20 protein-coding genes are annotated in these 23,466 nt (G+C 73.2%); 12 read left to right on the top strand and 8 right to left on the bottom strand.

Annotated elements, in window-relative coordinates; all coding sequences use genetic code 11:
• Entirely contained in the window at positions 1-1,797 is a 1,797-nt protein-coding gene (locus AB0F03_RS27800) for a thiamine pyrophosphate-requiring protein (protein ID WP_361996682.1), read from the bottom strand.
• Between the two features lie 296 nt (positions 1,798-2,093).
• On the opposite strand from AB0F03_RS27800, the gene AB0F03_RS27805 reads away from it, so the two are divergent.
• From AB0F03_RS27805 to AB0F03_RS27815, 3 genes are all read left to right on the top strand, one after another.
• Entirely contained in the window at positions 2,094-2,927 is an 834-nt protein-coding gene (locus tag AB0F03_RS27805; RefSeq protein ID WP_361996684.1) for a hypothetical protein, read from the top strand.
• Between the two features lie 208 nt (positions 2,928-3,135).
• Positions 3,136-4,395 (top strand): aminotransferase class I/II-fold pyridoxal phosphate-dependent enzyme, encoded by a 1,260-nt coding sequence (locus AB0F03_RS27810; RefSeq protein ID WP_361996686.1) that lies wholly within the window; start codon positions 3,136-3,138, stop codon positions 4,393-4,395.
• Positions 4,392-5,447 carry an MBL fold metallo-hydrolase gene (locus AB0F03_RS27815; protein ID WP_361996688.1) on the top strand — a complete coding sequence of 352 codons (1,056 nt, stop codon included), beginning with the start codon at positions 4,392-4,394 and terminating at the stop codon, positions 5,445-5,447. The genes AB0F03_RS27810 and AB0F03_RS27815 overlap by 4 nt, the downstream gene beginning before the upstream one ends.
• A gap of 70 nt (positions 5,448-5,517) precedes the next feature.
• On the opposite strand, the gene AB0F03_RS27820 is transcribed toward AB0F03_RS27815, so the two are convergent.
• Complete coding sequence (locus AB0F03_RS27820; RefSeq protein WP_361996721.1) at positions 5,518-6,108, bottom strand: VTT domain-containing protein; 591 nt, start codon at positions 6,106-6,108, stop codon at positions 5,518-5,520.
• A 32-nt stretch (positions 6,109-6,140) separates the two neighbouring features.
• Complete coding sequence (locus AB0F03_RS27825) at positions 6,141-6,914, bottom strand: MBL fold metallo-hydrolase (RefSeq protein ID WP_361996723.1); 774 nt, start codon at positions 6,912-6,914, stop codon at positions 6,141-6,143.
• An 84-nt stretch (positions 6,915-6,998) separates the two neighbouring features.
• On the opposite strand from AB0F03_RS27825, the gene AB0F03_RS27830 reads away from it, so the two are divergent.
• The 3 genes from AB0F03_RS27830 to AB0F03_RS27840 all read left to right on the top strand — a co-directional run bounded on the left by AB0F03_RS27830 (position 6,999) and on the right by AB0F03_RS27840 (position 10,211).
• Positions 6,999-7,430, top strand: a complete 432-nt coding sequence (locus tag AB0F03_RS27830; RefSeq protein WP_361996690.1) for a hypothetical protein — start codon at positions 6,999-7,001, stop codon at positions 7,428-7,430.
• Positions 7,431-7,524: 94 nt separating this feature from the next.
• Positions 7,525-9,654, top strand: coding sequence for a phage holin family protein (locus tag AB0F03_RS27835; protein WP_361996691.1), 2,130 nt, complete (start codon positions 7,525-7,527; stop codon positions 9,652-9,654).
• A 131-nt stretch (positions 9,655-9,785) separates the two neighbouring features.
• The gene (locus AB0F03_RS27840; protein ID WP_356825008.1) at positions 9,786-10,211 is read left to right on the top strand and encodes an OsmC family protein; all 426 of its coding nucleotides are present in this window, start codon (positions 9,786-9,788) and stop codon (positions 10,209-10,211) included.
• A gap of 79 nt (positions 10,212-10,290) precedes the next feature.
• Here AB0F03_RS27840 and AB0F03_RS27845 read toward each other — a convergent pair whose 3' ends face one another.
• The 3 genes from AB0F03_RS27845 to AB0F03_RS27855 all read right to left on the bottom strand — a co-directional run bounded on the left by AB0F03_RS27845 (position 10,291) and on the right by AB0F03_RS27855 (position 12,810).
• Positions 10,291-10,770: a molecular chaperone TorD family protein gene (locus AB0F03_RS27845; protein ID WP_361996693.1), complete on the bottom strand. Its 480-nt coding sequence runs from the start codon at positions 10,768-10,770 to the stop codon at positions 10,291-10,293.
• A gap of 242 nt (positions 10,771-11,012) precedes the next feature.
• A complete protein-coding gene (locus AB0F03_RS27850; RefSeq protein ID WP_361996695.1) occupies positions 11,013-11,876 on the bottom strand; it encodes a helix-turn-helix transcriptional regulator in 864 nt (287 codons plus the stop codon).
• Positions 11,877-11,979: 103 nt separating this feature from the next.
• Positions 11,980-12,810: a helix-turn-helix transcriptional regulator gene (locus AB0F03_RS27855; RefSeq protein WP_361996697.1), complete on the bottom strand. Its 831-nt coding sequence runs from the start codon at positions 12,808-12,810 to the stop codon at positions 11,980-11,982.
• A 151-nt stretch (positions 12,811-12,961) separates the two neighbouring features.
• On the opposite strand from AB0F03_RS27855, the gene AB0F03_RS27860 reads away from it, so the two are divergent.
• Together AB0F03_RS27860 and AB0F03_RS27865 are read left to right on the top strand one after the other, a co-directional pair.
• Positions 12,962-13,267 (top strand): 4a-hydroxytetrahydrobiopterin dehydratase, encoded by a 306-nt coding sequence (locus AB0F03_RS27860; protein WP_361996725.1) that lies wholly within the window; start codon positions 12,962-12,964, stop codon positions 13,265-13,267.
• Between the two features lie 5 nt (positions 13,268-13,272).
• On the top strand, positions 13,273-14,058 hold the full coding sequence (locus AB0F03_RS27865) for a class I SAM-dependent methyltransferase (protein WP_361996699.1): 786 nt from the start codon (positions 13,273-13,275) through the stop codon (positions 14,056-14,058).
• A gap of 168 nt (positions 14,059-14,226) precedes the next feature.
• Here the strand turns inward: AB0F03_RS27865 and AB0F03_RS27870 are convergent, their stop codons facing one another.
• Complete coding sequence (locus tag AB0F03_RS27870) at positions 14,227-17,142, bottom strand: glycoside hydrolase family 48 protein (protein WP_361996701.1); 2,916 nt, start codon at positions 17,140-17,142, stop codon at positions 14,227-14,229.
• A 262-nt stretch (positions 17,143-17,404) separates the two neighbouring features.
• On the opposite strand from AB0F03_RS27870, the gene AB0F03_RS27875 reads away from it, so the two are divergent.
• The 3 genes from AB0F03_RS27875 to AB0F03_RS27885 all read left to right on the top strand — a co-directional run bounded on the left by AB0F03_RS27875 (position 17,405) and on the right by AB0F03_RS27885 (position 21,822).
• Positions 17,405-18,895 carry a cellulase family glycosylhydrolase gene (locus AB0F03_RS27875; protein WP_361996703.1) on the top strand — a complete coding sequence of 497 codons (1,491 nt, stop codon included), beginning with the start codon at positions 17,405-17,407 and terminating at the stop codon, positions 18,893-18,895.
• A gap of 43 nt (positions 18,896-18,938) precedes the next feature.
• Positions 18,939-20,777, top strand: coding sequence for a glycoside hydrolase family 6 protein (locus AB0F03_RS27880; RefSeq protein ID WP_361996705.1), 1,839 nt, complete (start codon positions 18,939-18,941; stop codon positions 20,775-20,777).
• A 142-nt stretch (positions 20,778-20,919) separates the two neighbouring features.
• Positions 20,920-21,822, top strand: coding sequence for a methyltransferase domain-containing protein (locus AB0F03_RS27885; RefSeq protein WP_361996707.1), 903 nt, complete (start codon positions 20,920-20,922; stop codon positions 21,820-21,822).
• Between the two features lie 23 nt (positions 21,823-21,845).
• Here AB0F03_RS27885 and AB0F03_RS27890 read toward each other — a convergent pair whose 3' ends face one another.
• Entirely contained in the window at positions 21,846-22,541 is a 696-nt protein-coding gene (locus tag AB0F03_RS27890) for a glycoside hydrolase family 75 protein (RefSeq protein WP_361996709.1), read from the bottom strand.
• Positions 22,542-22,746: 205 nt separating this feature from the next.
• On the opposite strand from AB0F03_RS27890, the gene AB0F03_RS27895 reads away from it, so the two are divergent.
• The gene (locus AB0F03_RS27895) at positions 22,747-23,358 is read left to right on the top strand and encodes a hypothetical protein (RefSeq protein WP_361996711.1); all 612 of its coding nucleotides are present in this window, start codon (positions 22,747-22,749) and stop codon (positions 23,356-23,358) included.
• Positions 23,359-23,466 lie beyond the last annotated feature (108 nt).

A 23,466-nucleotide genomic window follows, 5' to 3' on the forward strand; every position in this document is an offset into this window, starting at 1 on the left:
CTACTGCTTGCCACCGCCCGGCAGGAACTCCTGGAACTTCGCCTTCAGGCCCTGTTTGATCATCGAGCTCCGGTCGGCGTCGCCCTTCAGGACCGACTTGGCCGTCGCCTCCATCTGCTCCCAGGTGGCGTGCGGCGGGATCGGCGGTACGGCCGGGTCGGTGAGGAACTCGATCACCGCCGGCCCGTCCGCCTCCAGGGCCGCACGCCAGCCCGCCTCCACGTCCTCCGCCTTCTCCACCCGGATACCGGTCAGGCCGAGCGAGCGGGCGAACGCCGCGTACTGCACGTCCGGGAGGGACTGCGACGGCAGGAACGACGGGGAGCCCTCCATCGCGCGCATCTCCCAGGTCACCTGGTTCAGGTCCTGGTTGTTCCACACGGCCACCACGAGCCGCGGATCGGACCAGCGGTCCCGGTACTTCGCCGCCGTGATCATCTCGGCCAGGCCGTTCATCTGCATCGCCCCGTCCCCGACGAGGGCGAACACCGGCCGGTCCGGATGGGCGAACTTTGCCCCGATCGCGTACGGCACCCCCGGGCCCATCGTCGCCAGCGTCCCCGACAGCGAACCCCGCATGCCCGGCCGCATGGTGATGTGCCGCGCGTACCAGTTCGCGACCGACCCGGAGTCCGAGGTCAGGATCGCGTTGTCGGGCAGCAGCGGATCCAGCGCCCGGGCCACGTACTCGGGGTTGATCGGGTCGGCCGACTGCGCGGCCCGCCGGTCCATGGTCTCGTGCCAGCGCCGCACGTTCGCGCACACGGTGTCGCGCCACTCGCGTCCGCCCCGGTCCGTCGTCAGCAGCGGGATCAGCCGCCGCAGTGTCGCCCGGGCGTCGCCGACGAGGTTCACCTCGTACGGGTAGCGCATACCGATCATGTGCGGGTCGATGTCGATCTGCACACCGCGCGCCTTGCCGAAGTCCGGCATGAACTGCGTGTACGGGAACGACGAACCGATCGTCAGCAGCGTGTCGCAGTCCCGCATCATCTCGTACGACGGCCGGCTGCCCAGCAGCCCGATCGGCCCGGTGACGTACGGCAGTTCGTCGCTCAGCACGTCCTTGCCGAGCAGCGCCTTCGCCACCCCGGCGCCGAGCAGTTCGGCGATCTCCTGCACCTCCGCGACCGCGCCCGAGGCACCCTGGCCGATCAGGATCGCGACCTTGTCGCCCGCGTTCAGCACGTCCGCGGCCCGGCGCAGCGCGTCGTCCGTCGGGATCGCCGTGTAGTCGCTCATGCCCAGGCTGGAGGGCACCATCTTGAACTCGTGCGTCGGCGGCGAGTAGTCCAGTTCCTGCACGTCACCGGGGATGATCAGGGCCGTCGGGCAGCGCCGGGCGTACGCGGTGCGGATCGCCCGGTCGAGCACGTTCGGCAGCTGTTCCGGCACCGTCACCGTCTCCACGAACTCCGAGGCGACGTCCTTGTACAGCGTGTGCAGGTCGATCTCCTGCTGGTAGGAACCGCCCATCGCGGTCCGGTTGGTCTGGCCGACGATGGCCAGCACCGGCACATGGTCCAGCTTGGCGTCGTACAGGCCGTTGAGCAGGTGGACGGCGCCGGGCCCCGATGTCGCCGCGCACACGCCGATACGGCCGCTGAACTTGGCGTACCCCACCGCCTCGAAGGCGGACATCTCCTCGTGCCGCGACTGGATGAAACGCGGCTGGTCCTCGGCCCTGCCCCAGGCGGCCAGCAGGCCGTTGATCCCGTCGCCCGGGTAGGCGAAGACCTGCTCCACACCCCAGGCGCGCAGGCGCTCGAGAATGTGGTCGGAGACCTTGGTGCTCATGGAGAGACCTCCCCGGTGCAGTGCGAAGCGGACGATCCGGTCAGCACGCTCCGAGTCACCTGCCCGGAGGACGGAAAACCTCGGGCCGGCCCCTCCGGCACGCCCCGTCACCCGCCTGGCCCCGTGTGTCCCGCGAATGGGGTCCGGCCGCGCGCGGTACGGCGCTGGGCGGGCTGTGATGGCAGCGAGGGCACGACCCGTGCCCCGTACCCGGGCGCCGCACGGCGTTGCCGTCGTACCGGTGCGCCGGCGTACCGCCGTCCGACCGCCCCGCCGCCCGCCGAGGAGTCCCTCCCATGCGCCGCACCGTCCGCGCCCTGTCCGTCGCCTTCGCCGCCGGTGCCGCGCTCGCCCTGACCGGGCCCACCGCCGTCGCCGTCCCCGCCGCCACCCTCTCCGTCCCCTGCGACTCCCTCCCCGGAGCGGCGCCGGACCCGCTCGGCGCCGCTCCGCCGGACGGCGCCTGCCCGTCCGCCCCCGGAGGCACCGCCGACGCGTGCGAGGGGGGCGCACCCTGCGCCGGCGAGGTGGGCGCGCTGTGCGAGGAAGGGGGCGCCTGCCAGGCGGACACGCGCTGCCCGCAGGACGAGTTGTGCCCGGAGCGGCAGGCCTGCGGGCCGGGCGAGCAGTGCCACGAGCCCGGCAAGGACGACGCCGGCAAGCAGGACGCCGGCGGCAGACAGGACGGTGGCGGGGGTAAGCAGGACGGCGGCGGCAAGCAGGACGGCGGCAGACAGGACGGGGGCAAGCAGGACGGGGGCGGGGGTAGGCAGGACGGGGGCAAGCAGGACGGGGGCGGGGGTAGGCAGGACGGGGGCGGTGGCAAGCAGGACGGGGGCCAGCAGTGCGTCGGCGCGGCGTCCTGTGCCGATGGGGGACACCGGTGCGGGGAGACCTCCGGCGGGTCCTGCCCGGACGGCCGTCCCGACTGCCGCGAGTCCCAGGACGGCGCCGGATGCGCCCCGGCCACCGTCCAGCGCGGGGTGGAGGCGGGCGAGGGCGGCACCTTCGCCGACTCCGTGCCCGCCCTCGTCACCGGCGGCGTGTTCATCGCGGCGGCCTGCGTCGGAGCCGGTTACCGGCTGTACGGCCGCAGGCGCTCCGCGGGGGACCGGTCCACGCAGATGTGACCCGGGCGACCGCGCCGCCGCTCATGGAGGGCCACCGGGCGGGTAGACACCTTCGCGAGAGCACGGCGACGGAACGAACGACGGCACACACACGGCGGCACCCCCGGCAGCCAGGACGGCGGCGACCGGCGGGAGCAGCGGGACCCGGACGGACAGCGCGGCCCGGACCGGGCGGCACGACGGCACGACGGACTGCGCGGAGGCGGACATGCGGCGGACGGATCCCGGCGAGGACCACGGCCCCGTCCGCTACGGCCCGCCCCTCCCCGCCGACGGACTGCCCGTCCTCCCGGAACTCTCCGCCGTCCTCGCCGCCGCCGCGAGCCGCTCCGACGCCCAGCCCGTCGGCGGCGCCCCCGCCCTGCTGGAGGCGGCCTGCGGCTACTGGACCCGGCGCGGACTGCCCACCGTCCCCGACCAGGTGGCCGCCGGTCCCGGCGCCCCCGCCCTGCTGCTCGCACTGACCGCCGCGCTCGCCGGTGACGGCGCCGACGTCCTCGTGCCCCGCCCCTGCGCCGCCTGGTGGGCGCCGTACGCCCGGATCCTCGGGCGGCCCGTCTACCACGTGCCGACGACCGCCGAGAGCGGCGGTGTCCCCGACCCGTACGCCCTCCTGGAGACCGTCCGCCGGCTCCGCGCCGAGGGCGGCGACCCACGGCTGCTGGTGCTGTCCGTCGCCGACGACCCCACCGCCACCGTCGCCCCGCCCGAACTGCTGCACGAGACCCTGGAGGCCGCCACCGCCGAGGGCCTGCACCTGGTCAGCGACGAGACCTGGCGCGACACCCTGCACGCCCCGCACGAGACGGTCCTGCTCAGCCCCGCCGAGATGCTGCCCGACCGGGTCACCGTCGTCAGCGACCTGGCCGGCGCCCTGCTGCCCGCCGGCTGGCCCGCCGCCGTCGCCCGGTTCCCGGACACCACCACCGGACGGCACCTGCACGCGCGCGTGCTCGACATCCTCACCGCACTGGGCGCCCGCATCGCCGCGCCGGTCGCCGCGGCCGCCGGCTACGCCCTCGACGAGCCCCCGCCCGTCATCGAGCGGCGCGAGGCCACCGTACGGCTGCACGCGCGCGTGGCCGCCGCCGCGCACACAGCGGTGGTCGCCGCCGGCGCGTTCGCCCGGCCGCCGCAGGCCGGCCGCCACCTGTACGCCGACCTCGGCCCGCTGCGCGAACCGCTCGCCGCCCAGGGCGTCGGCGACGCGCAGGAACTGGAGGACGTGCTCACCGCCCGGCTCGGCATCCCCGCGCCCGGCGGTCACCGCTTCGGCGACGAGCTGGGGGCGCTGCGGGTACGGCTCTCCACCGGAGCCCTGCTGGGCGGCACGGCTCAGGAGCGCCTGGAATGCCTCACGTCCCCCGCACCGCTGGAACTGCCACACCTTCACCGCGCGCTGACCTCCTTGAGGTCGGCCTTCGGCGATCTCCGCGACGACGCTCAGCGACGGGAGTCTCCTCGATGACGCAGACGCACGAGCCCGGTCCGGCCCCGACGACCACGCCGGCCGGCACACCCGGCACGCCGGCTCCCCTCGCGCCCCCGTCCCCGCCGCCGGCCGAGCCCCGCCCGCTGGGCGAGCACCGGGTGTGGCCCCGGACCTTCCGCGACCGGCTCACCGCCCCGCTGCCCGGCCTCAGGGCCATGGCCCGCTTCGCCCGCGAAGGCGCCGTACGCCCCGGCCCGGACGGCCTCGCCGACCTTTCCCGGCTGCCGTACGAGCCGGCGCCGCTGCCCCGCGTCGACACCCGTACCGTCGCCGTCACCTGGGCGGGACACGCCAGCTGGGTCGTCCGCATCGGCGGGCTCACCGTCCTCACGGACCCCGTCTGGTCCCGCCGCATCCTCGGCACCCCGGCCCGCATCACCCCGGTCGGCGTGCCCTGGGACTCCCTGCCCCGCGTCGACGCCGTCGTCATCAGCCACAACCACTACGACCACCTGGACGCCCCCACCCTGCGCCGACTCCCGCGTCACACACCCGTGTTCGTGCCCGCCGGGCTCGGCCGCTGGTTCCGCCGGCGCCGGTTCACCCGCGTGACCGAGCTGGACTGGTGGGAGGGGGCCGAACTGTCCGGCGTCCGCTTCGACTTCGTGCCGGCCCACCACTGGTCCAAGCGCACCCTTACCGACACCTGCCACAGCCTCTGGGGCGGCTGGGTCCTCACCGCCGCCGAAGGACAGCGCCTGTACTTCGCCGGCGACACCGGCTACGGCCACTGGTTCTCCCGCATCGGCCACCGCTACCCCGGCATCGACCTCGCCCTGATGCCCGTCGGCGCCTACGACCCCCGCTGGTGGCTCAGTGACGTCCACTGCGACCCCGAAGAGGCGGTGCAGGCCACCGTGGACCTGGGCGCCCGCCGTATGGCCCCCATGCACTGGGGCACGTTCGTCCTGTCCGCCGAACCGGTCCTCGAACCCCTCACCCGCACACGGGCCGCCTGGCAGCGGGCCGGACTGGACCGGGAGAACCTGTGGGACCTGCCGGTGGGGGCCTCCAGAGTGCTGGACTGACGCGGTGTCACGGCCCGGCACCGCCGGCGGGAGGACCACCGCACCCGCCGTACCACCCTCGGCGGGAGGGCTACCGCACCCGCCGTACCACCCCCGGCACCACGCTGACCAGGACGGTCAGTGCGATCGCCGCGACGACGCCCTCCCACGGCTCGCTGAACAGCGAGCCGCCCAGAATGCCGATCACCTGGTAGGTCACCGCCCAGGCCAGACAAGCGGGCAGGTTGCCCCGGCTGAACCTCCGCAGCGGCCACTCGGCCAGCAGACAGGCCAGCATCACCGGTATTCGCCCGGCCGGCACGAGCCGCGACAGCACCAGTACCGCCACCCCGTGCCCGGCCAGCTTCTCCTGGGCCTGCTCGAGCCGCTCCTCCGGGGCCCGCGACCGGATCGCCTTCAGCCACCGCGACCCGTTCTTCGACCGCAGTCCGCGCCGGCCCAGCCAGTACAGCGCCGCGTCCCCCAGGAACGCGGCCAGCGACGCCGTCAGGAACACCAGCAGCAGCGAGAAGGGCGCCGTCCGGTGGAACGCCACCACCGCCGCCGCACTCACCAGCGCCCCGGTCGGCACCACCGGCACCAGCGCCCCGATCAGCACGAGCAGGAACAGCGACGGATAGCCGAGCGCCTGCCGCGTCGGGTCGGGCACGGTCGACGTCATGGCGGTGGCGAGCACCGCGGCGGCCGGCCATCTCACCGGGCGACCTCCAGCCGCACACTCTCCCCGTGTCCGAGCCGGTGCACCGCCACCCGGGGCGCGGCCTCCGCCGCGAGCCGCACGAACTCGTCACCCGGCGCGTGGAACTCGTGCGGGCGCACCGCGTCCATGCCGATCGGCCAGTACGTGCCGTAGTGCACCGGGACCGCGTCCCGCGGGGCCAGCCGGGCCAGCGCCCGCGCCGCCCGTCCCGCGTCCAGATGCCCCTCCCCGAGGTACGGTCCCCAGCCGCCCACCGGCAGCAGCGCCACGTCCACCGGCCCCACCTGCTCGGCCATCGCGTCGAACAGCCCCGTGTCCCCGGCGAAGTAGGTCCGCGCCTCGCCCTCGACGACGTAGCCCAGCGCGGGGGAGCGGTGCGGTCCCAGCGGCAGCCGCCGCCCGTCGTGCAGCGCCGGCACCACCCGTATCAGCAGCCCGCCGGCGCACACCTCGTCACCGGGCGCCACTTCCGTGATCCGCAGGTGCCGCAGCCGGCGCAGCCCCGGTACCGCCCGTCGTGCGCCCCGGGGCACGAGCAGGCGCGTGCCCGGTTCCAGGCAGGCCAGCGACGGCACATGGAGATGGTCGGCGTGCAGATGGGAGACGAGCACCACGTCCGCGCGGCGGGCGTCGGCGGGCGGCACGTCGCCCCGGCGGCGCCGCAGATGCGCCAGCCGGCGGGCGAACAGGGGATCGGTGAGCACCCGTGTGTTCGCGTCCTCCACCGTGCAGGTGGCGTGACCCCACCAGGTGATCTCCACCGGCACCTTCTTCGCCTCCTTCACGCGACTGCCCGAAGCCTACGGGCAGGAGTAGGGTCGTCGGCGAAACCCGGAGGTGAGGGGTAGGCGATGGGACAGCTGCTGGGTTGCTTCGGCGCGTTCACGCCGGTGCGGGTGACCGCCATCGCCAGCCTGACACCTCTGGAGGAGCTGGAGGCCGACCCCTTCCTGGTGGATTCGCGCAGTCAGCACGCCATGTGCGCCCACTGGGCCGCCGAGCACGGCTACGTCATCGCCCGTGAACTCCTCGTCGGCGGGCTGCGGTTCGACCACAGCGCGCTGTGGGACGGGGTCCGGCCCGGCGTCGACCTGTTCGTGGCCCCCAGCCTGCGGGTGCTGCGGCGGGCCCTTTCGTCGGTCGACGAGTTCACCGCCGAGTGCGGCCGCCGGGGGGTGCGCGTGGAGACGGTCGGGCGGGCCGAGCCGTCGTACGACGCGCAGGCGAAGGCACGGGTGCACCGGCGGCTGTCCATGCCCACGGCCGGCTACGACGGACGGTGACCCGCGCAGGCCCCTCCTGGGCCCGGTCGGCTCATATGACAAGGTGGAGCCGGCCCGGTAGGTGGAGCGGGCCGGGACGTGAGGGGTACGGGGCGTGCGGGGCCTACGAGACGTGCGGTGGCGGCGGACCGCCGGTCAGATCGGACGGAGCGTCGCCGTGTGGGCGGTCTCCACGGCCACCATGCTGGCCCTGGCCGGCCTCCTGCCCGACTTCCGGCTCCAGTCCCCCGACGGCGACAGCGCCACCCGCATCGCCGTGACCGCCGCGTGCGGCGCCGGCGCCTTCGGTGTGCTCTCCGCCGTGCTCTGGCCGCTCCTCGTCCGGCTCCTGCTGCTCGTCCCCGCCCTCGTCCTCGGCCTGCTCGTCTTCTTCCTCAACGGCTCCCTGCTGCTGCTCGCCCTGTACATCAGCCCCTCCGGCCGGGCCGAGGCCGCGCCCGAGACCGCCGTCATCGTGGCCGCCGTGATGTCCGCCGTCGCCTCCGCCACCGGTGGGGCCCTCACCGTCCGCGACGACGAGCCTTACCGGCGGCGCCTGCTCCGCCTCGCCAGCCGCGACCGCCGGGCCTCGCCACCGTGCCCGAGCGCCCCCGGGCTGGTCTGTGTGCAGCTCGACGGCGTCGGTCACGACGTCCTCGTGGACGCGGTCGGCAAGGGCCTGATGCCGACGGTCGCCCGCTGGCTGTCCCCGCAGGACGGCATCTCCCCGGCCGCCGCCGGGGAGGAGCGGGCGGACGGCGCACGGCCCACCCACCGCCTCACGCCCTGGCGCACCGACTGGTCCAGCCAGACCGGCGCCAGCCAGCTCGGCATCCTGCACGGCAGCACCTTCGACGTGCCGGCCTTCCGCTGGTACGAGAAGGACCGGGGCGAGGTGATGGTGTGCAACCGCCCGACGAGCGCCGCCGAGCTGCAACGCCGGGCCGTCCTGCGCACCGGCGACGACGGGCTGCTCGCCGTCGACGGCGCCAGTCGCGGCAACCTCTTCAGCGGCGGCGCCGGTGAACAGGCCCTCGTGCTGTCGATCGCGATCCGCCGCCGCGGCCGGGAGAACCGCTCCCGCGCCGGGTACTTCGCCTACTTCGGCGACCCCGCCAACGCCGTCCGCACCGCGCTCAGCTTCGTCGCCGAGGTGGCGCGCGAGATCGGCGAGTCGGCCCGGGCCCGTATACGCCGGCAGCGCCCGCGGGTCGGCCGGGGCGGCCTCTACCCGTTCATCCGCGCGTTCGCCACCGTCATCGAGCGGGACGTCGTGGTCGCCGCGGTCATGGGCGACATGCTCGCCGGCCGTACCGCCGTCTACGCCGACCTAGTCGCCTACGACGAGGTCGCCCACCACTCCGGACCGCGCAGCCGCGACGCCGAGAAGGTCCTCCAGCGCCTCGACCGGTCCCTCGCCCTCATCGAACGCGTCGCCGAACACGCCCCGCGCCCCTACCGGATCGTCGTCCTGTCCGACCACGGACAGAGCCCCGGCGAAACCTTCCGCGCACGCTACGGCCTCACCCTCGGCGACCTCGTCCGGGCCGGCTGCGGACTGCCCGTGTCCCGCCGCGCCGAACGCACCCGCAGCGGCGCCGAGGCCCGCGCCACCGTCCGCGCCGCACTGCGCCGGCCCGAGCGGCACAAGGGCGAGCACCACGGCCCGGACCGCGCGTTCGAACCGATCGTGCTCGCCTCCGGCAACCTCGGCCTGGTCTCCTTCCCGGACGTCCCGCACCGCATGACCAAGGAGGAGATCGACGCCCGTTACCCCGCGCTGCTCACCACCCTCGCCAACCACCCCGGCGTCGGTTTCCTCCTGGTGCGCAGCGCCGAGCACGACGGCGTGGTGCTCGGCGCCGACGGCGCCGAGACACCGCTGGCCCGGCTCGACGACGACCCCGGCCCGCTGGCCCCCTTCGGCCCCGGTGCCGCCGGTGCCGTCCGCCGCACCCATTCCTTCCCGCACACCGCGGACATCATGGTGAACTCCGCCTACGACCCCGCCGACGGCGAGGTCCTCGCCTTCGAGGAACAGATCGGCTCCCACGGCGGCCTCGGCGGCGCCCAGTCCCGTCCGTTCCTGCTCTTCCCGCGGGAGCTGTCCGCACCGGTCGAGGACGGCGGGGAACCGGCCGGCGCCGAGCACGTGCACCGCGTACTGCGGCGCTGGCTGCGCGAACTGGACGGACCGCAGGTGCCGCTCACCGCCGCCGCCGCCGAGGAGGAGCAGGCCGCCTGAGCCCGCCGCCCCGCCGCCCGATGTGCCTGCCGTCCGGGCCGCGTGGGCCGTCCGCAGCGTGCGACGAGCCCGGATGTGATCGGATAGGGCCACGGGGAACCCCGTACGCGACACTCGCGAAAGGAACCATCGTGGCAACCACGCGCACCGCCCACACCGTCTGGGAAGGCAACCTGCTCGAGGGCAACGGCGTCGTCACCTTCGACTCCTCCGGCATCGGCCAGCAGCCGGTGTCGTGGCCCTCGCGCGCCGAGCAGGCGAACGGCAGGACCAGCCCCGAGGAGCTGATCGCCGCCGCCCACTCCAGCTGCTTCTCCATGGCCCTCTCGCACGGCCTGGCCGGCGCCGGCACTCCGCCCACCCGGCTGGAGACCAAGGCCGACGTCACCTTCCAGCCGGGCGAGGGCATCACCGGCATCCACCTCACCGTGCGCGGCGAGGTGCCGGGCGTGGACGCGGAGGGCTTCGCGTCCGCCGCCGAGGACGCCAAGAAGAACTGCCCGGTCAGCCAGGCCCTGACCGGCACGACCATCACCCTGACGGCCGAGCTGGCCTGACGCTCGTCCGTCCCCGGATGCCGCGCCCCGGCCGGGGCGCGGCATCGCGGTTCCCGGTCGTCCCGCCCGGTCGTCCCGCTCAGCCGTACGCGGCCGGCAGGGTGGCGCACACCGCGTCCAGGACGCCGGCGTACGGCGTGCCGTCCTCGGCCAGCCGTGCGCGCAGCCGCTCCAGTCCGTCGCGGTACTCGGTCAGCACGCTGGTGTCGCCGGTCCGCGCGGTGAGCTCCAGGACCGCGGGCAGGAAGTCGGGCGGCCGCCCGCCGTCGCACTCCAGGCCGTGCCGGCGGTAGAGGCTCTCGAAGCGGTCCAGTGCCGCCCGCCGGGGGGTGGGGCCTTCGCGCCACCGGCTCAGGTACAGGCCGTGCCGGTGCCCGGCGGCGAAGACCCGCTGGTAGTGGGCGGCCAGCTCCCGGGCGGGGGTGACGGCCGCGTGGTCGGTGAACCCGCGCAGCTGCGGAGCGGCCTCGCGCAGCAGGGGCAGACGGGCGATGAGGTTCTCGTCCGGATAGGTCAGACAGAGGGCCGCCGCCTGGTGGAGGACCGCGTCCGAGGGCATCAGGGTTCCCGCACCGGACCGCCCCTGTCGTGGGGGCCGGGTACGGAAAGGCCGGGTGCGGCCGGGCCCGGCCGGAGGAGACGGCCGGCGGCGAGCGGAGCCGCACCGGGGTTCCCGGGCGGTGTCTGCGGGTCGGTCACGTGCGCTCCCTCGGTCCGCCCCCGTACTCAGAACCTAGGGCCGCGTCCCGGAACGCACCCGTCACCGGACCCGTACGGGTCACACCTGACGGGCCCGCGGGCTCAGCGACGGTCGCGGTACTCCAGCAGCAGCTCCCGCGTGCGCCGGGCGGACCCGGCCCGGGCCGTCATGTGGTCCAGCACCTCCAGGTGCGTGGCGACCTCGCGGCGCGAGTCCAGGTAGAGCGCGCCGGTCAGGTACTCGGTGAACACCATGTCCGGCAGCTCGGGCTCGGCGAACCGGAACAGTGTGAACGGCGCGTACGTCCCCGGGTGCGGGCCGGCCGCGAACTCGGCGATCTGGAGCGTGACGCGGTCCCGTTCGCCGTACTCCAGCAACCGGTCCAGCTGCTCCCGCATCACCTGCGGCCGCGCGCTCACCGGGCGTCTGAGCACCGTCTCGTCCATGATCACCCACAGGTGGGGCGGGTCCTCCCGCTCCAGCAGCCGCTGCCGTTCCATGCGCAGCGACACATGCCGCTCGATCGTCTCCGGCGAGGTCTGCCCGATCGTCCCGGCCTCCATGACGGCGCGCGCGTACGCCTCGGTCTGGAGCAGACCGGGCACGAAGTGCGGCTCGTAGGAGCGGATGATCCGGGCGGCGCCCTCCAGGCTGACGTACAGGCTGAACCAGTCCGGCAGCACGTCGTGGAAGCGCTGCCACCAGCCCGGCTGGTTCGCCTCCTCGGCCAGCCGCACGAACGCGTCGGTCTCCTCCCCGGCCACCCCGTAGGTGGACAGCAGCACCTGCACGTAGGGGATCTTCAGCGCGACCTCGGCCATCTCCATCCGCCGTACGGTCGCCGACGCCACCCTCAGGACGCGGGCGGCCTCCTCACGGCTGAGCCCCGCCGCCTCGCGCAGTTCCTGAAGCCGTTTGCCGAGCACCACCTGACCCACGGTGGGCGCAGCCCGCCGCTCACTCACGCCACGCCCCCCTCCCCTGCACACCGACGTACGCGGGCAGCAGTCTGTCATGTGCCGCCGTCCCGTACCCGTCCCCGGGGCGGCCGGCTGCCGGGAGGACGGCTCAACCGACCAGAGTGTGCAGGTACTTGGCGGTCGCCTGGTCCGCCGGCAGAAACGTCTCGATGGCGAGTTCGGCGACCGTGACGTCCATCGGCGTGTTGAACGTGGAGATCGAGGACACGAACGACAGGAGCCGGCCGTCGTGCTCGATGCGCAGGGGCAGCGCGAAGTACGCGACGGGATCGGCCGGTTCGGCGCCGGGCGGCTGCCCGGGCACCGGGTAGGCCGCCACCTCCTCGTACAGGGCGCGGAGCCGGTCCGAGCGGTGCAGGGCGATCTCCCGCTCCATCTGCGCCAGCAGGTGCCCGCGCCACTCGCGCAGGTTCCGGATGCGCGGCGCCAGCCCCTCGGGGTGCAGGGTCAGCCGCATCGCGTTCGGCGCAGGCGCCATCAGCTCCTCCGGCACGCCCTCCAGCAGCATCGCGATGCCCCGGTTCGCGGCGACCACCGTGTACGCGGCGTCGACCACCAGCGCGGGGTAGGGCTCGTAGCCCCGGATGAGACGCTCCATGCCGTCGCGCAGCGCGTCCAGCGCCGGGTCGTCCAGCGGGGTCTCCGGATAGCGCGGGGCGTAACCGGCCGCCAGCAGCAGGGAGTTGCGCTCACGCACCGGCACGTCCAGTTGCTCGGCGAGCCGCAGCACCATCTCGTCGCTCGGCCGGGACCGGCCGGTCTCGATGAAGCTGATGTGCCGGGCGGAGGAGTCGGCGCGCAGCGCCAGCTCCAGCTGGGAGATCCGCCGCCGCTCCCGCCAGGCGCGCAGCAACGGCCCGACCCCCTTGCCCGGGAGGGCGGCGGCGGAGGCGGTCGGGCTCGACGCGGCGATCGTCATACCGCCGACCCTAGTCCAGGACGGCGGAGGCCATCGAGGGGCGGACGCGCGGGCCCCGACGCGTCGCCGTACCGCGCCCCCGGCCCCCGTGGCAGGCTGGACCGCCGGACCCGTGTCCGGTACACCGCACCTCATGAAGGGAGCCCCGGCCATGGCCGTGGAACCGCTGTCGCAGCAGGAGATCGAGGACCGGCTCACCGAGCTGCCCGGCTGGTCGGCCGACGGTGGCCGGCTGACCCGCTCCTACCGGCTCCCCTCGCACGTCGCGGCGGCGGCGCTGGTCGTGCACATCGCCGCCGTCCAGGACGAGCTGGACCACCACTCCGACCTCACCCTCGGCTACCGCACCGTGTCCCTCGCGGTCCACACCCACAGCGCGGGCGGCGCCGTGACCGAGAAGGACTTCGCGCTCGCCCGCAGGGTGGAGGACATCGCGCCGGGCCACGGAGCACACTGAGGGATGTGCTGGACTACGAGAAGGAAGCCGGCCGTTACGACGCCCTGCGCGGCGGCGAGGCCCGCGCCGAGGCTGCCGCGGGGGCCGTGCTCGGTCTGATACCGGGCGGCCCGGGCAGCCTCCTCGACGTCGCCTGCGGCACCGGGAGCGTGACCCGGCGGATCGCCGCCGTCCGCCCGGAACTGCGGGTGACCGGTGCGGACGCCACCCCGGCCATGGTGCGCAGGGCCGCGGCGCGGCTGCCCGGCGCGATCGTCCGGGCCGACGGCCGCCGGCTGCCCTTCCGCGGCGGCACCTTCGACGCGGTCGCCACCGTCTGGCTGCTGCACCTGCTGCACGACCCGGAGGACGTGCGGGCGGTGGTCGCCGAGTGCGCGCGCGTGCTGCGGCCCGGCGGGGTGTACGTCACCACCGTGGACAAGGCCGCCGCGCACGACGTCGGCAGCGACATCGACGCCGTCCTCGCCGCCCGCCCGCGCCGGCCCGCCGCGGACGCCGCCGGCGCCGTGACGGCTCATGCCGTCCGGTACGGGTTCCGGCCGGCCGGCCGCACCGCGTTCCGCGGCGCCGGACAGGGCCGCAGCCCCCGGAGCACCATCGCCGACCTGCGCCGCGGCTGGTTCACCCTGCTCCCGCCGGGCGAGCCGCGCACCGAGGAGTTCGCCGCGCGCCTGGCCGCGCTCCCGGACCAGGACCGCCCGCGCCCCGACCCGCGCTTCGGCGTACTGGCCTTCCGGAAACCGTCGGCCCACGACCGACCCGGCGGCCTCCGCATGGGCGACGGCAACTGACGGACCGGGGCGGCCCGGGGAAGGCGGCGGGCGTCACGGGGGCATCGTGGCGCGTCCGGGGGCGGGCGCACGCGCGGACCGGGCGGCCACCTGTGCGGGTGGTGGCCGCCCGGCCGGGTGGCCCCGTCGTCCGGTGACGGGGCCGTGCACGCGGAGCGTCAGCGGGGACTATTCGAGCAGCTCCGCGTACGAGCCCATGGCCATGGCGATGTCCGCCTCGGCCCAGAACCGGTGGTACGTGAACACGGGCGCGGCGCCGCCCTTGAGGTAGGCCTCGACCTTCGACCAGTTCGGGTCGCTCTTGTAGAAGGACCGCAGCGAGGCGAACGTGGACGAGGAGTTGATCGCGTCGCCGTTCGGCATGGTGCCGGTCCAGCCGCTCGGCACGTACACGCTGTCGTTGAACCGGCTGTAGTCGCTGCGGGTCTCGGGGACGGCGATGCCCAGGCTGTCCTGGTGGTTGTTCCACATGCCGTCCAGCAGCGCCTTCGCCGTGGACCTGGCGCTCGCGTCACCGGACCTGGCGGCGTAGTACGTCAGGGTCTTGGCGTACGCGGCGGCCACACCGACGTCCTCGGTGTAGTCGGCGACCGTCACGTGCAGCCCGCTGTTGGAGCCGGGGCTCGACGCGTTCCAGGTGTCGGGCTGTCCCGACCACTGGAGGGTGGAGGGGATCTTGTAGGTGCCGTCCGGGTTGACCGTGGTCTTGGACAGCGCCCACTTCACCCACTTGTCGAGGACCGCCTTCGCCTGGGTGTTCCCGGTCTGCTGGTAGTACTCGGCGACCCGTTCCATCGACCACGCCTGGAAGCCGAACCACTGGTTGGACGGCGGGTCGTGGTAGACGGGCGCCTCGTCGTAGTACATGCCGTAGAAGGTGGACGTGCCCGCCGGCGGGGTGGCGTAGCGGCCCTGCCAGCTGTTGGTCGCGCCGCCCGCGATCGCGCCCTCGGACGACTGGAGCCACTGGTAGAACTCCAGCTGCCGCTGGAGCGACCTGCTCCAGTCGGACGCACCGGTCGCCGACTTGGGCTTCAGGTCGGCGTAGGAGCTGAGCGCGTACGCGGCCAGGGGGTTCTGGTAGCCGCCGTGGACATGGCTGGAGCCGATCCGCCAGGCCCAGCCGGCGCTGGTGTCGTTGGCGCCGCCCCAGGCGTAGTACCAGGACAGCAGGTAGTGCGAGGCGTCCTTGCCGGTGCCGGCGGCGCAGGACGAGGGTCCGACACAGTTGCCGATCTTCTTGAAGTACTTGTCGTACATCGCGTAGCGCAGGTAGTCGCCCATCTTCGCGGCCTTGGAGACCGTCGTCGAGACGTCACCGCCCTTGCCCTGCGCCTTCGCCCACACGTCGGCCCAGTACGCGGCCTGCACGGCGCGCGCGTCCGCGTCCGGGGCGTCGGTGTACTTCCACTGCTTGGCGTAGGAGGAGTCGCCGGTGAACAGGTCCAGGTAGCCGTTCTTCCCGCCGTACTTGAAGGCGTCGCACGTCGGCTGCGGCACCGTCTCCCAGACGGACTCCTGCGGACCGCGCTGGAAGGTGTTGATGTACGACGGTCCGGTGGCCGTCGGCCCGGCCTCGCACTTGCCGGGCTCGTCACCGTAGCCGTAGACGTTGTCCACGTCCTGGATCCAGTGCATCCCGTAGACGTCGTCCGTGCCGTACGCGCTCTTCAGCTCGCCGGCTATCGGGTCCGTGCCCACCGGCACGGACGTGTCGAGCTTCGCCGGGTACTCGTTCGGCGTGTCCGACTCGGGTGCGTACGTCGCCGGCTTGGAGGCGTTGTAGAAGGAGTTCGTCGGCTGGTCGGCGTGGGTGGGGATCATGTACTTCTCCATGACGTCCCACGCGCCGTTGAACTTCGACCAGTCACCGGTGACCTTGCCGTACATCGCCTGGAGCCACAGCAGGTAGCTGTACGCCTCCGACGTGCTCTCATGGCCCTGGTCCGGAGCCTCCACGATCAGCGTCTCCACCGAGTGGTACGGGATGCCCTCGGGGGAGAAGTAGCCGTTCGCCGGGTTGGTGATCTTCCCGTACAGGTCCAGGAAGCGGGCGTCGTACGCCTTCGACGCGGGCAGCTCCGTGACCGTGACCGTCGCCTTGGTGTGCCCGGTGGCCGACGCGGTGAACGTCGCGCCGCCGGTGCCGGAGGAGTCCGCCGTGATCGTCACCGGCTGCGCGGTGTTCCAGTTCGACGGGGTGAAGGTCAGTGTGGAACCGGCCGTCACGGACAGGCCCGTGTTGCCGTCGGTACGGGCCGTGCTCACCGTCACGTTCGCGCTCGGCTGCGTCGACAGCTTCACCGAGAACGTGCCCGACCTGCCCTGCTGCACGCCCAGTTGGGAGGGCGAGGCGACCACGGCGGGCCCGGAGGCGACCGTGATGCCCACGGGGGTGGACGCGGCGGACGCGCCCAGGCTGTCGTACGCCTTCGCCACCAGCGAATGGCTGCCCGCGGCCAGGGTGGAGACCGGGAGCGAGTACGGCGCGCTCGTGTCCGTGCCCAGCAGCGTGGTGTCGTCGTAGAACTCCACCTTGCCGATCGTCGCGTTGTCGGCCGCCGCCGCGGTCGCCGCGAGCGGCACCGCCTCGCCCTGGGTGTAGACCGCGCCCGCGCTCGGGCTGGTCAGCACGGTCACCGGCGGCTGGTGGGCGCCGGTGCAGGCGGTGCCGTTGACCGCGAAGGACGTGGGGGCGGTGTTGGTGCCGCTGTAGGTGAACTGGGCGCCGGTGGTGACGGCGGCGCCCGCGGCGACGGTGCCGTTGTACGAGGCGTTCTTCACGGTGACCGTCTGGCCGGACTGGGACCACGTGCCGTTCCAGCCGTTGGACAGCTTCTGGTTGCCCGTGTAGCCGTAGGTCAGCGTCCAGCCGTCGAGGGCGGCGGTGCCACGGTTGGTGAGGGTGAGCTCGGCGGTGAAGCCGGCGCCCCAGTCGTTGGTCTTGTAGTCGACGCTGCACTGCACGGTGGCCGCGTGCGCGGTCTCCGTGCCGGTGGCGAGCATCGACAGCGGCAGGGCGAACGCGGCGGCGACCGCGGTCCACAACCGCCGCCCGGCTCTGCTCTTCCGTCCGGGATCCATGGTGCTGGTTCCTCCTTGCGGCGTGCGGCTCGGGGAGAAGTCAAGGCTTGAACCAGTGGGAGCGCTCCCATAGTGGGGATGCGGGCGGGGGCGGTCAAGATGCTTGAAGAGTCGAAAAGATTCGACAGGACCGGTGACAGAAAAGTCGAGCAACTCCCCTGGGCACAGAGGCGAGTCGGCGCTACCTTCCATCGCACCAGTGGGAGCGATTCCGTTCAGTCGACGCGTCCGTCACGGCGCGCCAAACTGCAAGGAGTCGCTCATGCGACACCCCCCGCGTTCAGTACTTCTAGCCGCCTCCGGTGCGATCGCGCTCGTCACGAGCGCGGTCGTCCCGGTGGTGTCGGCCCAGGGAGCCACGCCCGCGTGCTCGGTGGAGTACTCCGTCACCAGTCAGTGGGACAACGGCTTCCAGGGGTCGGTGAAGATCACCAACAACCGCGCCGCGCTGAGCGGCTGGAAGCTCACCTTCGACCTCGCCGGCGGGCAGAAGGTCACACAGGGCTGGAACGCCTCATGGTCCCAGTCCGGCACCACCGTGACCGCGGCCGGCGAGAGCTGGAACGCCGGGCTCGGCACCGGCGCGAGTGTCAGCGCCGGGTTCCTCGCCTCCTGGTCGGGGAGCAACGCCACGCCCACCGTGTTCAAGCTCAACGGCACGACCTGCAACGTGGACACCGAACCGACGACCCCACCCCCCACGACCCCGCCACCGACGACGCCACCCCCGTCCGGCGGCACCGCGCCCGCACTGCACGTCTCCGGCAGCAAACTCGTGGACGCCGACGGCCGGACCCGCCGTCTGCTCGGCGTCAACCGGTCCGGCGGCGAGTTCATGTGCGTGCAGGGGTACGGCATCTGGGACGGCCCCGTGGACGACGCGGCCGTCAAGGCGATAGCCGACTGGAAGGCGAACGCGGTCCGCATCCCGCTCAACGAGGAGTGCTGGCTGGGTCTCGCCGACATCGAACCCGAGTACGCCGGCGCCCACTACATCACCGCCGTGAAGGAGCTGGTGGCCCGCGTCGAGGCGCACGGCATGACGCCGATCCTGGACCTGCACTGGACCTACGGCCAGTACACCGGGAACTCGGCGGGCTGCTCCGACGTGCACGCCACCTGCCAGAAGCCGATGCCCGACATGCAGTACAGCCCGTCGTTCTGGGCATCGGTGGCGGACACCTTCAAGGACGACCGGGCCGCCGTGTTCGACCTGTTCAACGAGCCGTACCCGGACCGGGCGACCGGCACTGCCACGGACGCCTGGAAGTGCTGGCGGGACGGGGGCACCTGTCCCGGGATCTCCTACGAGGTCGCCGGCATGCAGGACCTGGTCGACAGCGTCCGCGGCACCGGAGCCAAGAACGTCATCATGGCCGGCGGTCTGGCGTACTCCAACGACCTCAGCCAGTGGACGGCGTACCAGCCCACCGACCCGGCCGGCAATCTCGCCGCCGCCTACCACGTCTACAACTTCAACACCTGCTCGACCGAGAGCTGCTGGAACTCCACGCTCGCCCCGGTGGCGGCCCGAGTGCCGCTGGTCGCCGGGGAGATCGGTGAGAACACCTGCTCACATGGGTTCACCGACCAGGTCATGAAGTGGTTCGACGACCACGGCCTGTCCTACCTGGGCTGGACCTGGAACACCTGGGACTGCTCCTCCGGGCCGTCCCTCATCTCCGCCTACGACGGCACAGCCACCGCGTACGGCGCCGGGCTGCGCGACCACCTGCGCGCCCTCAACCCGTAAGCACCCGCATCCGCTCACCCACGGAAGAAGGAAACCCGCACCCATGAGCCGTACCCGAACAACACTGCTGGTGGCCCTCGGCCTGCTCGCCGGAGCCTCCGGGACGGCGTTCGCGGCCCTGCCGGCCGGTTCCGCCGGCACCGCCGTCGCCGTCGTGCCCTGCACGGTCGACTACAAGATCCAGAGCCAGTGGGACACCGGCTTCACCGCCGCCGTGACCGTCACCAACAACGCCGCCGCCAAGTCCAGCTGGGCGGTGAAGTGGTCGTACGGCGGCACCCAGAAGGTCACCAGCGGCTGGAACGCCAAGCTGACCCAGAGCGGCACCGCGGTCACCGCCGCCAACGAGAGCTACAACGGCTCGCTCGCGACCGGCGGTTCGGTCAGCTTCGGCTTCAACGGCACCTACAGCGGCACCAACGCCGTCCCCGCCACCTTCACGCTCGACGGAGTCACCTGCAACGTCGACGGCGGCACCGGTGGCAGCACGGGTGGCGGCACCGGTGGGGACACCGGCGGCGGTACCGGCGGCGGTACCGGCGGGGACACCGGCGGCAGCACGGGCGGCAGCACCGGCGGGGACACCGGCGGCAGCACGGGCGGCGGAGGCGGCGGCGGGGACACCGGCGGCCGCGCCGACAACCCCTACACCGGCGCCAAGGTCTACGTGAACCCGGAGTGGTCCGCCAGGGCCGCCGCGGAACCGGGCGGCAGCCGCGTCTCCAACCAGCCCACCGCGGTCTGGCTCGACCGGATCGCCACCATCAACGGGGTCAGCGGCAGCATGGGCCTGCGCGCCCACCTGGACGAGGCCCTGAAGCAGAAGGGCTCCGGCAACCTCGTCGTCCAGCTGGTCATCTACGACCTCCCCGGCCGCGACTGCGCCGCCCTCGCCTCCAACGGCGAACTCGGCCCGAACGACATCGACAAGTACAAGTCGCAGTACATCGACCCGATCGCGTCCATCCTGGCCGACGCCAAGTACGCGGGCCTGCGCATCGCCACCGTCATCGAACCCGACTCGCTGCCCAACCTCACCACCAACGCCGGCGGCACCGCCGGCAGCACCGACGCCTGCGCGACCATGAAGGCCAACGGCAACTACGAGAAGGGCGTCAGCTACGCCCTGGACAAGCTGGGCGCCATCCCGAACGTCTACAACTACATCGACGCCGGCCACCACGGCTGGCTCGGTTGGGACACCAACCTCGGCCCCGCCGCACAGGAGTTCTACAAGGTCGCCACGACCAACGGCGCCGGCGTGAACGACGTCACCGGCTTCATCGTCAACACCGCCAACTACAGCCCCACCAAGGAGCCGTACTTCAAGGTCACCGACAGCGTGAACGGGCAGACCGTGCGCCAGTCCAAGTGGGTGGACTGGAACCAGTACGTGGACGAGCAGTCCTTCGCCCAGGGGTTGCGGGACAAGCTCGTCTCGGTCGGCTTCAACTCCGGTCTCGGCATGCTGATCGACACCTCCCGCAACGGCTGGGGCGGCGCCGCCCGGCCCACCAGGTCCGGCCCGCTGACCTCCGTCGACGACTACGTCAACGGCAGCCGCATCGACCGGCGCATCCACGTCGGCAACTGGTGCAACCAGAGCGGTGCCGGTCTCGGCGAGCGGCCGACCGCGGCCCCCGCGGCCGGGATCGACGCCTACGTGTGGGTGAAGCCCCCGGGGGAGTCGGACGGCGCCAGCTCCGCCATCAACAACGACGAGGGCAAGGGCTTCGACCGGATGTGCGACCCCACCTACGGCGGCAACGGCCGCAACGGCAACAACCCCTCGGGCGCGCTGGCCAACGCGCCGCTGGCCGGGCACTGGTTCTCCGCGCAGTTCCAGCAGCTGATGCAGAACGCCTACCCGGCGCTCCCGTAGCCGGATGAGGACCCGCCGGGGTCCGGCCTCATCGGGCCGGGCCCCGGCGGCGCACCCGGTTTTTGCCGTACCGGCAACGCGGGTGGCCCTCGTCCGGTGTGCCGTCGCAGGCTGACCGCACCCGGAAGAGAGGCTGACCACCATGGCGCACGACCACCACGACCACCACGGCACCGCCCACCAGCACGGCCACGGCCACGGCACGGACCCTGACTGGAACGAGCTGGGCCCCCTGCTGGAGACACAGGCGGAGTTGTTCACCCCCGTGTACGAGCAGGCCATGGCGTGGCTCGCGGAAGAGGTGACCGAGCCGGGCCTGGTCGTGGACGCGGGCAGCGGCCCCGGAGTCGTCTCCTGCCTGTTCGCCGAGGCGTTCCCCGGCGCCCGGGTCGTCGCCGTCGACGGCGCCGCCCCGCTGCTGGAGCGTGCCCGGGCCCGGGCCGCCCGCCAGGGCGTCGCCGACCGCTTCGACACCGTCGCCGGTGAACTGCCCGGCGTGCTGGACGAGCTGGACCGGCCCGCCGGCCTGCTGTGGGCCAGCCGCAGCCTGCACCACCTCGGCGACCAGCGGGCCGGGCTCACGGCGTTCGCCGGGCGGCTCGCCCCCGGCGGCACGCTGGCCCTGCTCGAAGGCGGCCTGCCCTCGCGTTTCCTGCCCCGGGACATCGGCATCGGCCGTCCCGGACTACAGGCGCGGCTCGACGCGCTGGAGGAGGAGTGGTTCGCGCGGATGCGGGCCGACCTGCCCGGTTCGGCCGCCGAGACCGAGGACTGGCCCGCCCTGCTGAGGGCCGCCGGCCTCGGGCACATCCGCACCCGCACCTTCCTGCTGGACCTGCCCGCCCCGGCCGCCGGCCGGACCCGCGCCTACGTCGCCGCGCACCTGTCCCGGCTGCGCGACGGCTTCGGCGACGCCCTCGACGCCGGGGACCGGGCCACCCTCGACCGGCTGCTCGACCCGTCCGACCCGGCGGGCGTGCACCTGCGGCCGGACCTGTTCGTCCTGAGCGCCTGCACGGTGCACGCCGGGGTACGGCCCGTCTGACACCTCGTCACCGGCGGGTGGGGTCAGTTGTTCGACAGGAACTGCTGGGCCAGCTGGTTGCCGAGGCTGACCGCGGCGCTGTGGCTCTCGATGGGGGAGACCTTGGAGTTCTTGAACAGGATGTAGGTCACGCCCGAGTCGGCGCCGCCGGTGGCCGGGTCCGGGTCGATGCCGAGCGCCTTGGCGGTGGCGTACGACGCCTCGCCGATGATCTTGGTGGGGCCGGTGTCGCCGACGACGGCGTACTCGACCTTGTTGTTGTAGATGACGGCGACCACGCCGCCGCCCTTGATGCCGGCGTTGGAGTAGTTCCAGATGCTGCTGGTGCTGGGCACGACCACGTACGGCAGTGTCTCCGCCTTCAGCGGCTTGCCGTCGGACTGGTGGAAGGCCGTGTCGTCCTGGTACCAGGGGTCGCGGTCCTCGTTGCAGTTGGTGGTGCGCTGGCCGTCGCAGTCGATGTCCAGGTCGGCCTTCCAGAACACGGCGCCGTTCTTGCCGCACACGGGGACGGTGGCCGACGTCTCCTCGTCGGTCTGGTACTTGCCGTTGGAGACCTGCGAACAGGACGTCACCTTCGAGAGCAGGTCGGCGGCGCTGACCGTGCCCTCCTGCGCCGACCTGGGCGTGGGGGCGGCGGTGGCGTGCGCGGGCAGGAGTCCGGCGGCGAGCAGGGCGGTGCCGGAGGCCGCGGCGAGGGTCAGGGAACGGAGGCGCATGGAGGGACCTTTCTGTTAGGAAAGTTTCCTTACCAGATGGCCTCCACCGTGCCCGGCCGCCATGCCCGCGTCAAGCGCTGGGTGGCGAACGGCTGAATCCCGAGCGCATTGCGGGGTTTTGCCCCACCCGTGAGACTGGAGGGGTCGGATGTGCTGCACCTGTCCGGCGGTGCCGGGCGGCCACAGCCCTCGGGAGGCGAGGCTCATGTTCGTGCGCACGGTGTACGCGACCGGCGATCCGGCCCTGCTCGGCACGGCCCTACGGTCCCTGAACAGCGAGGGGCGGGATCTGCTGGAGGAACGCCCCGGATACCGCGGGGCGAGTGTCTTCGCGGACCGGGTCCTCGGCAAGATCCTCACCGCGAGCTGGTGGGAGACCGAGGAGGCGCGGCGGAACAGCGACGAGGTGATGCGCGAGCGGCGCGCGGGACTCCTGGAGCCCTTCGCGGGAACGGTCGCGGTCGCCGCCTACGAGGCCGCGGTGGTCCACCACCTCGCACACCCCCTCCAGGGCGGCGCACTGCGCGTCACCCGCCTGGAGTTCGACCCCCCGGACGGGGACCTGGTCATCGACACGTTCCGGTCGACGGTGGTACCCCGGGCCGAATCCCTCCCGGGACTGGCCAGGATCTCGCTGCTGATCGACCGCGTGCGGGGCCGGGGCGTCGCCGGCGCCCTGTTCACCGACCGTACCTGCCTGGCCGCCTCGCGCGCCGCCATGGCGAGCGCGCGCCACGCGGCGACGGCGAAGGCGCACGTGGACGTGGTCGGCCTGGAGGAGTTCGAGGTGGTGTACGCGGACGCGCGCCTCGACTGAAGCGGACGGTGACGGAGGCGCCCGGACACGGACGCGGCCGTGGCGCGGGTGGTGGCGCGGCGTAGTCAGGTGATTGCGTCGGGTTTGGCGGGGTTGGGTGGGATGTTG

Source organism: Streptomyces sp. NPDC028722 (assembly GCF_040637655.1).
Lineage (GTDB): Bacteria > Actinomycetota > Actinomycetes > Streptomycetales > Streptomycetaceae > Streptomyces.